This is a genomic window from Microbacterium sp. AC035, assembly GCF_979258485.1.
The window spans coordinates 3,523,921-3,537,278 of the sequence record NZ_OZ409858.1; the positions used below are offsets into that span (position 1 = coordinate 3,523,921).

10 protein-coding genes and 1 tRNA gene are annotated in these 13,358 nt (G+C 68.0%); 9 read left to right on the plus strand and 2 right to left on the minus strand.

Features of this window, described 5'->3' with window-relative positions; all coding sequences use genetic code 11:
- Positions 1-207: 207 nt before the first annotated feature.
- Complete coding sequence (locus ACZ0AA_RS16935) at positions 208-1,173, minus strand: serine hydrolase domain-containing protein (RefSeq protein WP_463513647.1); 966 nt, start codon at positions 1,171-1,173, stop codon at positions 208-210.
- A gap of 65 nt (positions 1,174-1,238) precedes the next feature.
- Between ACZ0AA_RS16935 and ACZ0AA_RS16940 the strand changes: the two genes are divergently transcribed.
- The 9 genes from ACZ0AA_RS16940 to ACZ0AA_RS16980 all read left to right on the plus strand — a co-directional run bounded on the left by ACZ0AA_RS16940 (position 1,239) and on the right by ACZ0AA_RS16980 (position 10,550).
- On the plus strand, positions 1,239-3,014 hold the full coding sequence (locus ACZ0AA_RS16940) for an ABC transporter ATP-binding protein (protein WP_463513648.1): 1,776 nt from the start codon (positions 1,239-1,241) through the stop codon (positions 3,012-3,014).
- A gap of 29 nt (positions 3,015-3,043) precedes the next feature.
- The gene (locus ACZ0AA_RS16945; protein ID WP_463513649.1) at positions 3,044-4,135 is read left to right on the plus strand and encodes a Gfo/Idh/MocA family protein; all 1,092 of its coding nucleotides are present in this window, start codon (positions 3,044-3,046) and stop codon (positions 4,133-4,135) included.
- The gene (locus ACZ0AA_RS16950) at positions 4,132-5,058 is read left to right on the plus strand and encodes a glycoside hydrolase family protein (protein ID WP_463513650.1); all 927 of its coding nucleotides are present in this window, start codon (positions 4,132-4,134) and stop codon (positions 5,056-5,058) included. The genes ACZ0AA_RS16945 and ACZ0AA_RS16950 overlap by 4 nt, the downstream gene beginning before the upstream one ends.
- Before the next feature lie 163 nt (positions 5,059-5,221).
- On the plus strand, positions 5,222-6,517 hold the full coding sequence (locus ACZ0AA_RS16955; RefSeq protein WP_400862263.1) for an ABC transporter substrate-binding protein: 1,296 nt from the start codon (positions 5,222-5,224) through the stop codon (positions 6,515-6,517).
- A 67-nt stretch (positions 6,518-6,584) separates the two neighbouring features.
- The gene (locus tag ACZ0AA_RS16960; protein ID WP_400862261.1) at positions 6,585-7,586 is read left to right on the plus strand and encodes a carbohydrate ABC transporter permease; all 1,002 of its coding nucleotides are present in this window, start codon (positions 6,585-6,587) and stop codon (positions 7,584-7,586) included.
- The gene (locus ACZ0AA_RS16965; RefSeq protein ID WP_400862259.1) at positions 7,583-8,524 is read left to right on the plus strand and encodes a carbohydrate ABC transporter permease; all 942 of its coding nucleotides are present in this window, start codon (positions 7,583-7,585) and stop codon (positions 8,522-8,524) included. Before ACZ0AA_RS16960 ends, ACZ0AA_RS16965 begins: the two co-directional genes overlap by 4 nt.
- A gap of 2 nt (positions 8,525-8,526) precedes the next feature.
- Positions 8,527-9,204, plus strand: coding sequence for a hypothetical protein (locus ACZ0AA_RS16970; RefSeq protein WP_463513651.1), 678 nt, complete (start codon positions 8,527-8,529; stop codon positions 9,202-9,204).
- Between the two features lie 43 nt (positions 9,205-9,247).
- Entirely contained in the window at positions 9,248-10,255 is a 1,008-nt protein-coding gene (locus tag ACZ0AA_RS16975; protein WP_463513652.1) for a LacI family DNA-binding transcriptional regulator, read from the plus strand.
- Positions 10,256-10,461: 206 nt separating this feature from the next.
- Positions 10,462-10,550, plus strand: a tRNA-Ser gene (locus ACZ0AA_RS16980).
- 37 nt (positions 10,551-10,587) lie between these two features.
- Here the strand turns inward: ACZ0AA_RS16980 and ACZ0AA_RS16985 are convergent.
- Entirely contained in the window at positions 10,588-13,206 is a 2,619-nt protein-coding gene (locus ACZ0AA_RS16985) for an excinuclease ABC subunit UvrA (protein WP_463513653.1), read from the minus strand.
- Positions 13,207-13,358: the final 152 nt, after the last annotated feature.

Sequence of the window (13,358 nt, forward strand, 5' to 3'; positions counted from 1 at the left end):
ATCAAAAGGGGGAGCCGGGGCGAAGAGACCACTTCGTCTCGGCCGATCGATGGATCCGAATGGCCCGGAAAACGTATTCCCGGGGGTTGGCACCGATCCTTGCATGTCGCCGGACGTGGTGGCAACAACTTTCTTGAGACGTTTCAGGAACGCCTCGAGATGAGACGCGCGTCGCTCGGGAGCCGACCGTCGAGCGGGCAGGCCGCGCTAGAGCGCGCTCACCACCGCGTTGTCGAGCTCGTCGGCGTCGACGCCCGGTCGAACGGCGGCGTTGGTGAGCAGCACCCACGCCACTCCCGCCCCCGGGTGCACCCAGAACTCGGTGCCGGCCCACCCTCCGTGGCCGTAGACATCCCGATCGACGAGCCCGGGCGCCCGCGAGCGCAGGTTGAACGTGAAGCCCCAGTCCTGACCGCGCCCGTCGGGGTAGGGGTCGAGTCGGGGGATGTCGCCGGTCAGCGGGCGCAGCATCATCGCCAGCCCGGCGGGAGACAGGATGCTGTCGCGCTCGCCGCGGCCGATGCGCAGCAACTCGGCGCCGAGATGGAGCAGATCCTCGGCGCGGCCCAGCATCCCCGCACCGGGTGCTCGCGTCGCGTGGAACCGGTCGAGGTCGAGCCCGCCCGCCGCCGCATCCGGCACGCCGACGGACTGCGCGGTGTCGAGGGTCAGGCCGATCGCGCCGATGCGATGGGCCCAGTCGAGAGTGCCGTCGTCCCACGTCGTGTCCGTCGCGTGCTCGATCAGCGCCGCGATGCCCTCGAAGGCCAGAGTCGAATACCGCGAGGCGGTTCCGGCGGCGAAGTCCCGCCCACGGGTGAGCAGTTCATGGCGCAGCGGAAGTGCGGTGTCGAGCGGGGGCTCGGAGATGCCCGAGGTGTGCGACGCGAGGTGCCAGAGTCGCACGATGTCGTCACGAGACGATCCGAAGTCGGGCAGGGCGTCCGTGAGGGGAGTGTTCGGGGTCAGCAGGCCTCGTTCGACGGCTCGCGCCGCGGTGATGCCGGTGAGCACCTTCGTGATCGAGAACAACGGATACACGGCGTCGGTCGCGGCGCCGAAGCCTTCCAGGTCGACGATGCCGTCCGCCGTGGCCATGCCCAGCACCGCTGTCGGCAGCCGTTCCGCCTGCACGTGACGACGGGCCCAGTCGAATGCTGCGTCGAAGGTCATGGGTGCTCCTGTCGATCCGGGTGGTCGCGCTTCACTGGCGACGGTGGTGACTCTACGATAGGACCATGGTACAGAAAGCGCTTTCCCATCCGGCCGCGCTCATCGACGGTCAGCACCCGACCCGTTCTGTGCTGCGCCTGGTCGCACGGCGGCCCTGGCGCCTCACCTTCGCGATCACGGCCTTCGCGATCAAGGAGATCCCGCTCTGGTTCCTACCGGTGATCACCGCCGCGATCATCGACGTCGTGGCGAGTGACGGCGACGTGACGGAGGTGCTGTGGTGGTTCGCCCTCGCCGCGGTGCTCCTGCTGCAGAACTACCCGAACCACATCATCTACACGCGCAACTTCATGACGGTCGTGCGCGATCTCGGCGCCGACCTGCGCAACGCGCTCACCGCCCGCCTGCAGAGCCTGTCGATCGGGTACCACACGCGCATGAGCTCATCGATCGTGCAGACGAAGGTCGTGCGCGACGTCGAGAACGTCGAGCTCATGCTGCAGCAGGTCACGCATCCGCTGCTGTCATCGACCATGGTGATGCTCGGAGCGTTGGGGATGACGGCGATCACCGTGCCCCAGTTCCTTCCCGTCTACGCCCTCGCCGTGCCGATCGCCATCGGCATCCGCTACGGCATGCGCAATCGTTCGCAGCGTCGCAACGAGGTGTTCCGCCGCGAGATCGAGACGCTGTCTGCCCGAGTCGGTGAGATGGCGTCGCTCATTCCGGTGACTCGCGCTCACGGACTCGAGGAGACGGCGATCAGCCGCGTCGCCGGCGGCGCAGACGGAGTACGCAAGGCCGGCCTCGACCTCGACCTGTTGAACGGCAGAGTGGCGTCGATCTCGTGGGTGGCGATGCAGCTGCTCGGCGTCGCCTGCCTCATGCTCGCGGCCGTATGCGCACTGACCGGGTTCCTGCCGATCACGCCCGGCGAGGTCGTGATGCTCTCGAGCTACTTCACCCTGCTGACCGGCGGACTCACCCAGCTGCTGATGCTCATCCCGGTCGGGGCCCGCGGCCTCGAGTCGGTGCGCTCGATCGCCGAGGTCCTGCAGGAGCCCGACGTCGAGCAGAACTCCGGCAAGCGCGTCGTCTCGACGGTGAGGGGCGAGATCGTGCTCGACTCTGCCACGCATCGCTACGCGGATGCTGAAGAGGACGCCCTGTTCGAGATCGATCTGCGCATCGCGCCCGGCGAGACGGTCGCGTTCGTCGGCTCATCGGGGTCGGGCAAGTCGACGCTCCTGAATCTGGTGCTCGGCTTCGTCAGACCGACCAGCGGCCGCATCAGACTCGACGGCCAGGACATGCAGGAGCTCGACCTCCGCACCGTGCGCCGGTCGATCTCAGTGGTGCCGCAGGAGTCCGTGCTGTTCGAGGGGTCGGTCTTCGACAACATCGCCTACGGCATGCCCGACGTCACGCCGGACCGCGTGGAGCAGGCTCTGCGAGACGCGAATGCCTGGGAGTTCGTGAGCGAGCAGCCACAGGGGTGGCACACGGTCGTCGGAGAGCGAGGAGCTCGTCTCTCGGGTGGTCAGCGCCAGCGCCTGGCCATCGCCCGCGCGCTCGTGCGCGACCCGCGGATCCTGCTGCTCGACGAAGCGACCAGTGCACTCGACCCCGAATCCGAAGGACTCGTCAAAGAGGCACTCGAGCGGCTGATGCGCGGCCGCACGACTCTGGTCGTCGCACACCGTCTGTCGACGATCAGACAGGCCGACCGCATCGTCGTGCTCGAGCACGGGCGCATCGTAGAGCAGGGCCCGCACGACGATCTGCTGGCCGCAGACGGGCGATACGCTCGGTTGCACCTGGTGCAGAACGGCCTGAGATGACCCCCCACTCACCGTCCTGAGGAGGACCGATGACATCCGAGAAGATCCTTCGCGCTGCCCTGGTGGGCACCGGCTCCGTGGCGAACTCGCACGCCCGCGCCGTTGCCGCGTACCCCCGGGCGGAGCTGGTCGCCGTCGCAGACCTCAGCCTCGACAAGGCCGAGGAGTTCGCGGGCAGGTACGGCATCGCCTCCGCCTATGGCGACCTCGACGAGATGCTCGCCGCCGAGCACCCCGATGTCGTGCTCATCTGCACCCCGCCGGCGCCGCACCGCGAGCAGTCGCTCGCCGCCTTCGCGGCAGGCGCCCACGTGATCGTCGAGAAGCCACCGGCACCGTCGCTCGACGAGCTCGACGACATGCTCGCGGGCGCACTCGCGGTCGACAAGCAGCTCGCTGTCGTGTTCCAGCAGCGCACCGGCACAGCGGCAGCGCACGTGCGCTCGCTGCTGCAGAGCGGCGCGCTCGGGCGCCCGCTCGTCGCAGTGTGCCAGACGCTCTGGTTCCGTGACGCCGACTACTTCGCCGTGCCGTGGCGGGGCAAGTGGGAGACCGAGGGCGGCGGCACGACGCTCGGGCACGGCATCCATCAGATCGATCTGCTCGCGCACCTGCTGGGCGACTGGTCGTCGGTGCAGGGCAGGCTCTGGCGGCTCGACCGCGAGACCGAGACCGAAGATGTCTCGACCGCGACGATCGTGTTCGATCAGGGCGTGGTCGCGCAGGTCGTCACGAGTGCGGTGTCGCCGCGGGAGGCGAGCTCGATCCGCATCGACACGCAGAAGGCCACGATCACGGTCGATCACGTCTACGGACACGGCCACGAGAACTGGCGCATCACTCCCGCCCCGGGGTTCGAGACGGAGGCCGAGGGATGGGCGTTCCCGGATGTCGAGGAGCGCAGCGACCACACGCCGCTGCTGCGCGATGTGTTCGACGCCCTGCTCGACGGCGGGCCGCTTCCGGCGACCGCCGACGCACCCGCGCGTTCGCTGGAGATCGTCGCGGCGATCTATGCCTCGGCCGCGGCTGACGGCATCGCGATCACTCCCGAAGTGCTCGGTTCGCACCCCACGCATCGGGCTGGTTTCGCGAGTCCGGTCACCGATCTCCGCCGGTGAACGAGCTCTACCGAGACCCGGTCTACGACGGGGCCACCGATCCGCGGGTCGTGATCGACCAGAGCGGGCGGTGGTGGATGTTCTACACGCAGCGGCGCGCGAGCCTCGAGGATGCAGGCCCGGGGGTCTCGTGGATCCATGGCAGCCGGATCGGCGTCGCGACGTCGGAGGACGGGGTCGAGTGGAGGTACGACGGCACTCTCGAGCCCGCGGCATCCGACCTCGTCCTGGAGCCGGGCCCGCCGCCTGTCGGCATCGACCGCACGCACTGGGCGCCCGAGGTCGTCTGGGACGGCGCGCAGTGGCACATGTACCTGACGGAGATCGACGGCATCCCTGATCGGTGGCCGGGATTCGTGCGCGAGATCGTCGAGTACGTCTCGGACGACCTCCGCCACTGGGAGCGACGCGGACCGCTCGCGCTGAGCAGCGATCGGGTCATCGATGCGGCGGTCGCCCGCACCCCCGACGGCCTCTGGCGGATCTGGTACAAAGACGAAGCGGCGGACTCGGTGACCATGGTCGCCTCGTCGCCCGACCTCGGCGAATGGCGGCTCGACGGCGTCGCGATCGGCGGACGCCCGCATGAGGGGGCGACGGTCTTCGAGCTCGGCGGGTTCTGGTGGATGATCGTCGACGAGTGGCGGGGGATGGGCGTGTACCGCTCCGACGACGGCATCCGCTGGCTGCGTCAAGGAGATGACGATGCCGTCATCCTCGCCGATGCTCCCGGGGGAGGCCACGGCAATCACGGCGCTCATGTGCACCACGGCGACGAGCTGTGGTTCTACTTCTTCGGCACCGCGGAGGCAGCACCAGTGCACGCCGCGACGGGCGAGCAGAGGCGAGCCGCGGTATATCGGTTGGGTCTCGAGGTCGAGGGCGGGAACCTGGTCGTGAAAGACTGGAAGCTCCCGCGGTAATCGTTGTAATCCCCGTCGCGAATTGCCGGTTGCGAAACGTTTCAATCTGGATTAGCGTGCAGGTAAGCGTTTTCCCCACACCGTGGGGATCGCTTCCCGCACCACATGGACACAGGCGTTCCGCGGCATTGCCGAACGAGGACGTTCACCAGAGAGGACAACGATGTTCAGCAAGAAGCGTCTGGCGGCCGCAGCGGCCGTCGCCACCAGCGCAGCGCTGGTACTCGCCGGCTGCGCCGGCGGTGGCACCCCCGAGGGCGGGGCCACCTACGACCCTGACGAGAAGGTCACGCTCGACCTCGCGTTCTGGGGCAACGACGTCCGGGCCGACCTGTACAACCAGGCGATCGAGGCGTTCAACGAGGAGTACCCGAACATCACGGTCAACGCGACGTTCCTCGGATTCCCGGAGTTCTGGGAGAAGCGTCAGACCGAGGCCGCCGGTGGCGGACTCCCCGACGTGATGCAGTTCGACTACTCCTACCTGCGTCAGTACTCCGAGAACGGCCTGCTGCTCGACCTCGAGCCCTACCTCGGATCGGTCATCGAGACCGACCCGCTGCCCGAGAACATCCTCGGCATCGGCGTCGTCGACGACACCACCTACGGCATCGCGACCTCCACCAACGCGTGGGGCATGTTCACCAACCCGCAGCTCCTCGAGACCGCCGGCGTCGAGCAGTTCGCCGGCGGCGACTGGGAAGACTACGACGAGTGGATCGGCGAAGTCACCGATGCCAGCGGCGGCGCGTTCTGGGGTGGGTCCGACTGGACCGGCCGCATCCAGAACTTCGAGATCCAGCTGCGCAGCGAGGGCAAGAACCTGTTCGACGAAGACGGCACCCCCGGCTTCGACGAGGACCGCCTGAAGGAGTTCTGGGAGTCCGGCGATGACATCCGCGACGGAGCCGTCGTGCCGCAGCAGACCGTCGAGGAGCTCAACCCGCTGAGCGCCTTCGATGCGGCGAAGAACGCCAGCGAGCTGACGTGGGACAACTTCGGCGCCGGCTACCTCGCCAACCTCGGCGAGAGCTACACCGAGCTCGGTCTCGTGGCCCCTCCCGTCACCAAGGACGGCGCGAAGGACCTCTACCTGAAGCCGTCTATGCTGCACACGATCTCGGCCAAGACCGAGCACCCGGAGGCGGCGGCGACGCTCGTCAACTTCCTGGTGAACTCGCCTGAGTCCGGGGAGATCTTCGGCACGAACCGCGGCCTTCCGGCCTCCGAGACCGCTCTCGATGCGGCCGACCTCGACCCGATGAGCCAGCTCGTCAAGGACTACGAGGAGTCCATCTCCGACCGCCTCGGCGACGCCCCGCCCGTGCCGATCGTCGGCTACGGCACGCTCGAAGAGAAGTTCCGCGTGCTGGGCACCGAGCTCAACTTCGGCACGACGACCGTCGACGACGCTGTGACCCAGTTCTTCGCCGAGATGGACGTCGTCCTCAACCAGTGATTCCGTCGGTGGGCCGGGTGGCATCCGCCCGGCCCACCGCACACCACCCACTTCGGAAGGAGCTGTCATGAGCACGACGGCGACCAGGACGATCGTCACGGGCAAGAAGTCCGGGCGAGGGCGGGCGCTGCGCAGCGGCCGCCGCCCCGAGAACGAACTCGCACGGCCCGGCCAGAAGGCCCGTCTGCGCCGCGAGACGGCGACAGGCTACGCATTCCTGACACCCTGGCTGATCGGCTTCTTCGGACTGACCGGCGTGCCGATGGTGTACTCCCTGTACCTGTCCTTCACGAAGTACAACATCTTCCAGCCGCCCAAGTGGATCGGGCTGGACAACTACATCCGTCTCTTCACGAGCGACCCGAACTTCATCCAGTCGGCGCAGATCACCCTGGTCTACGTCTTCATCGGCACACCGATCACCCTCGCCGCCGCGCTGGGTGTCGCGATGCTCCTGAACTACCGCGACAAGGGTGCGGGCTTCTTCCGCTCGGCGTTCTACGCCCCGTCCCTCATCGGCGGTTCGGTGTCGGTCGCCATCGTGTGGCGGGCGATGTTCTCCTCCGACGGTCCGGTCGACAGCGGTCTGCAGATCTTCGGGGTGAACCTCGGAGGGTGGATCGGAAACCCCGGCCTCGTGCTCCCGATGATGATCCTGCTCGCCGTGTGGCAGTTCGGAGCCACCATGGTGATCTTCCTCGCCGGCCTCAAGCAGATCCCCAAGGAGCTCTACGAGGCGGCAGAGATGGACGGCGCGAACGCATACCGCCGGTTCCGCGCCGTGACCATCCCGATGCTCTCTCCGGTGATGTTCTTCAACCTGCTGCTCGGCCTGATCGGCGCCTTCCAGGTGTTCGCCTCGGCGTACATCATCTCGAACGGCACCGGCGGTCCTGCAGGCATGACGAACTTCATCACCGTGTACCTGTACAAGCGCGGATTCTCCGACGGGCAGATGGGCTACGCCGCGGCGATCGCCTGGGTGCTGCTGGTCGTGGTCGCGATCATCGCCTTCATCCTCTTCCGCACCCAGAGGTCGTGGGTGCACTACTCGGGAGACGACAAATGAGTACCTCCAACCAGGCCACCACGTCCGGTGCGGCATCGACGCCGGTGTTCGCCGCACAGCAGACGACGCCCGCAGGCCCGCCCGCGCCTCGTCGCAAGATCAAGCGCAAGACCTGGCAGACCGTCATCTGGTTCATCGGTCTGATCGTGCTCACCGCGGTGGTGCTCTACCCGCTGCTGTGGCTTTTCCTGTCGACGTTCAAGCCGAACTCCGAGTTCGGTCAGAACCCGGGGCTGTTCCCGCAGGCACCGACGATCGAGAACTACGGCAAGGTCATGGAGGGCATCGCCGGAGTGCCGATGTGGCGCTTCTTCCTGAACTCGCTGATCCTCGCGGCATCCGCCGTCGTCGGCACGGTGCTCTCGTCGGCGCTCGCCGCCTATGCGTTCGCCCGGGTGCAGTTCAAGGGACTCGGGGTGCTCTTCGCCGCGATGATCGGCACGCTGCTGCTGCCGTTCCACGTCGTGATCATCCCGCAGTACATCATCTTCAACCAGCTCGGCTGGGTCGACACGTTCATCCCGCTGATCCTGCCGAAGTTCCTCGCCACCGAGGCGTTCTTCGTCTTCCTGCTCGTGCAGTTCATCCGCCAGATGCCGCGCGACATGGATGAGGCGGCGCGCATCGACGGCGCCGGTCACGTGCGGATCTTCTGGTCGATCATCCTGCCGCTCATCAAGCCGGCGCTGATCACCTGCGCGATCTTCTCGTTCATCTGGGCGTGGAATGACTTCCTCGGCCCGCTGCTCTACCTGACGAGCCCCGAGAACTACCCGCTGCCGATCGCACTGCGTCTCTACAACGACCAGACCTCCTCGTCCGACTACGGCGCCACGGTCACGGCCTCGTTCGTCGCACTGCTGCCGGTGCTGCTGTTCTTCGTGGTGTTCCAGCGCTTCCTCGTCGACGGCGTGGCCACGCAGGGACTCAAGGGTTAGTCATGTCTGTCATCAGCGGAGAGCGCCGTGCGCACCGAGCGGCGAAACGTGAGGCGCGCTCGGGCGCAGGGCCCACGGTCGCCGGTGTCGAACCGGGCGCCAACCCCGGAGCGACCGCGAAGTTCGGACTGTTCGGCGAGGTGCTCACGATCGGCCTGATGATGACCGTGGTCGCGCTCGGCGTCGTCACGCTGCCGATCGCGCTCGCCGCAGGCATCCGTCATCTGCGTCGCTTCGTCGCCGCGGAGGACTCGCGGGCCGGACTGTTCTGGGAGGACGTGCGCGCCGGCATCCTGCCCTCGCTCATCGTCGGCGTGCCCGCTGCGCTGATCGCGACCGTGCTGACGATCGACGTGGTGCTCGCAGGGTCCGGCGTGCTGCCCGGTGGCGAGGCCATCGCGGTCGTCGGCTGGGCGGGACTGCTCGCTCTCGCCGTCGCCGTGCTCCTCGCCGCAGGAGCCTGGTCGCCGACGCTCGGGTGGAAGGACGCCGTGCGTGCGGTGCCCGGAGCGATCACGGCGGATGCCGCCGGTGCCGCCTACATCGCGGCTGCGGCCATCTTCACCGGTGTCGTGACCTGGGCGCTCGCGCCCCTGTTCATCGCCGGAATCGGCTGCGCGGCGCTCGCCGTCGTCGCCGTGCCGGGGCGTCGCAGGCGTGGTGAGAACCGCGAGGGATGAGAAGGTAGTCGTTGGCGCACGCGCGGACGGACGGAGGCACGCCATGGCGGTAGGGGTGAAGGACGTCGCGGCTGCGGCCGGCGTCTCGGTCGGCACCGTCTCGAACGTGCTCAATCAGCCGGAGCGCGTGTCCGCCAAGACGGTCGAACGCGTGCAGCGGGTGATCCAGGAACTCGGCTTCGTGCGCAACGACGCGGCCAGGCAGCTGCGCGCCGGTCGCAGCCGCAGCATCGGACTCGTGGTGCCGGACATCGGCAACCCGTTCTTCGCGGAGGTCGTGCGCGGAGCGGAAGACCGAGCGGCGGATGCCGGCATGACCGTGCTGCTCGGCAACAGCGACGAGCGCGACGAGCGCCAGCTGGCCCACCTCGAGCTCTTCCAGGAGCAGCGGGTGAATGGCGTGCTGCTGACCCCGGCGACGGACGACCTCACGGCCGTGCACCGCTTCGCTGCCGGTGGGATGCCGGTGATCCTCGTGGACCGCGAGGTGGAAGAGGGCCTACTGCCCTCGGTCTCCGTCGACGACGTCGAGGGCGGGCGGCTGGCCGCAGATCATCTGCTGTCTTCGGGGCGTCGGCGTCTGGCCTTCGTCGGAGGACCGCAGTCGGTGCAGCAGGTCGCTGACCGTCTTCGCGGCGTGCAGGCGGCGGTCGCAGCACACCCCGATGTGACGCTCGAGGTGTTCGAGCAGTCCGCGCTCACGGTGCTCCAGGGGAGGGCCGCGGGCGAGGCCATCGCGCGGCGACCGTCGGAGTCTCGACCCGATGCTGTCTTCGCCGCCAATGATCTGCTCGCCGTCGGTCTGCTGCAGGCGTTCAGCTTCGGCTCCGGCATCCGAGTGCCTCACGACATCGCCATGGTCGGCTACGACGACATCGACTTCGCCTCGGCGACCGTCGTGCCGTTGAGTTCGGTGCGCCAGCCCGCCAGGCTGCTCGGCTGGACCGGCGTCGACCTCCTGCTCAAGGAACTCGACGGCGTCGAGCACGACCGTCGCGTGCGCTTCCAGCCCGAGCTCGTCGTGCGGGAGTCGAGCTCCGGCGGTCGCTGAGCGATCGTCGGAGGGTGGCACGCTCTGAACCCGTGCCGTGTGCAGGACCGGGGCACGGATGCGGGAGCATCCGTCGGTTTTCGTCCTGCAGACGTGCTTTCGTCCTGCAGACGGCCCGGCCGAGGACCGCTGACTCCCGATTCGTTCCCGCCACGGGAACCCGTTATGCTTGCAAGGTGCATCCGGTCTTCACGGAGCGGATGCCTGGAGACGTCGCATAGTCCGGCCGAGTGCACCACCCTGCTAAGGTGGAGTCCCCTCACGGGGACCAGGGGTTCAAATCCCCTCGTCTCCGCAGATAGAATCCCTGCCTCGGCAGGGATTCTCTGTTTTCAGACGCTGGTTCGGAACTCCTGCGCGGCGATGGCAGCCGCAAGGTACGACGCCGTCGTGCTCCCACTCTCCGAGGCGATGGAGCGCGGAGTTCCCTGCGCCACGACCGTGCCTCCGAGGTCTCCGGCCCCCGGGCCCATGTCGATCACCCAGTCGGCCTGCGCGACCACGCGCATGTCGTGCTCGACCATCACGACCGTGTTGCCGGCATCCACCAGATGCTGAAGGTGCACCAGCAGCCGGTCGGTGTCCGACGGATGCAGTCCGGAAGTGGGCTCGTCGAGCAGGTAGAGGGTGTCGCCGTGCTGGGCACGCCGGAGTTCGGACGCCAGCTTCACGCGCTGAGCCTCACCGCCCGAGAGCTCGGTCGCCGATTGACCGAGCGGCAGGTAGCCCAGGCCCACGTCGAGAAGGGCATCGAGGTGTCGTGTGACGTCGGCATCTTCGGCGAACAGGACACGCGCGTCGTTCACGCTCAGGGCGAGCACGTCGGCGATCGTGTGCCCGTGGAGTTCGATCTCGAGGGTGTCCGGGTTGTAGCGGGTGCCGCCGCACGTGCTGCAGGGGGCGTGGACGGTGGGGAGGAAGAGCAGCTCCACCTCGACCGTGCCCTCTCCTTTGCAGGTGGGGCATCGTCCGCTCGGCAGATTGAACGAGAACCGGCTCGCGGCGTACCGCCGCCGGCGTGCTTCGGGAGTCGCTGCGAACAGAGCGCGGACACGATCGAACAGCCCCGTATACGTCGCGACGTTGGATCGTGACGTGCGGCCGATCGGCTTCTGACTGACCTGCACGACGCGCCGTACGCGGCCTGCGGGTCCGGAAGCCCGCCCCGTGGTCTCGGCCGTCGGCGAGGAGAACAGCGGATCCGCCGCCGTGCTGCTCTGCTCCTCTCGCGACGCGTCGATCGTCGAGCCGTCCACCTCGCTGGAGAGGCTCTTCTGCAGCAGATCGGGCAGGGCCTGGGTGACGAGAGACGACTTGCCCGAGCCCGAGACGCCGGTGACGGCGGTGAGGCAGCCGAGGGGGATCGACACCGAGACGCTGCGGAGGTTGTTGCGCGAGACATCGGTGAGCACGAGCTCACCGTCGGGCTCGCGAGAGGCCGTCGGCGGCGTCTTCGGCTGTTCGGCGCGCAGCTCATCGGCGAACAGGTATCGCCGGGTCTGGGAGTGCTCCGCCTCGCGGAGTCCGTCGATCGGACCGGAGTACACGATCTCGCCTCCGGTCGCTCCCGCACCAGGGCCGATGTCGACGATCCAGTCCGCATGCCGGATCACGTCGAGCGAGTGCTCGACGAAGAAGACCGTGTTGCCTGAATCTCTGAGCGAGCGGAGGATGCGCACGAGCGCTTCGCCGTCGGCGGGATGGAGCCCGGCAGACGGCTCGTCGAGCACGAACATGACCCCGAACAGCTGCGAGAGCACCTGGGTGGCAAGCCGCATCCGCTGCAACTCCCCGGACGAGAGCGTGGGCGTCGAACGATCCAGCGAAAGGTAGCCGAGACCGAGCTCGATGATGGGCGAGACCCGATCGCGCAGCTCGTTGACCAGGCGCTGCGCCGCGAGCTGCTTCTCAGGTGAGAGAGCCTCGCCGGCGGATGCATCGGCACCCGCGCCGCGGGATGGGTCGAGTGCCGTCTCGAGGAGAGCCGCGAGGTCGGCGAGTGGCAGCGCGGCCATCTGTGTGATGTCGAGACCGGCGAACGTCACGGCGAGTGCCTCGGGCTTCAGCCGTCGTCCCTCGCACATCGGGCAGCGGACGCTGACCATGAAGCCCGCCGCCTTCTCGCGCATCTTCGCGCTCTTCGAGTGGGCGAAAGTGTTGAGCACGTACTGCTTCACGCCGACGAACGTGCTCATGTACGACGGCTCGATGCCGGCCGCGACGGCCTTGCGCACCTGTGCCGGACCGCGGTCGGTGAACACCGGAACCTGAGGGGACTCCTCGGTGTACAGCACCCACTGACGCTGCTCCTCGGGCAGATCGCGCCACGGGATGTCGATGTCGTAGCCCAGAGAGATCAGGCTGTCGATGAGCTGCTTGCCGTGCCAGGCTCGCGGCCAGGCGCCGAGAGCGCGATCGCGGATCGTCAGCGACTCATCGGGCACCATGAGGTGCAGGGGCACGTCGTACACCTGTCCGATGCCGTGGCACCGAGGGCAGGCGCCCTGCACGGTGTTCGCGGAGAAGTCTTCCGCGAACAACGGCTCCGCCCCGGGCGGGTACGTGCCGACGCGCGAGAACAGCATGCGCACGACGTTGCCGATCGACGTGGCGCTGCCGACGGTCGACCTAGCGCTGCCGGCGGTGCGCTGCTGGGGGAGGGCGACAGCCGGGGGCAGCCCGTCGATGGCATCGACGTCGGGGATGTCGACCTGGCTCATCAGACGCCTCGCATAGGGCGCCACCGACTCGAAGTACCGACGCTGGGCCTCGGCGTAGAGGGTGCCGAAAGCGAGCGAGCTCTTTCCCGAGCCGGAGACGCCGGTGAACGCGACGAGGGCGTCGCGGGGTATCCCGACGCTCACATCGCGAAGATTGTGCACACGTGCGCCGGTCACGACGATGGCGTTCGACGTGCCGGAGAGCTTCGACGGTGGGGTCCCGCCCATCATGGACCTCTTCTCGTTTCGCGCGGAGCGCGGGGGTGGCTGCGGCGATCGCCGGCTCTGCGCCACGTTACCTCGACCGTTCGATTTCGTCGGCGTGGTTGACAGCGGGCGCGCTCAGGCCCCGCTCAGACCGTCTCCGTGAAGATCGCTCAGGG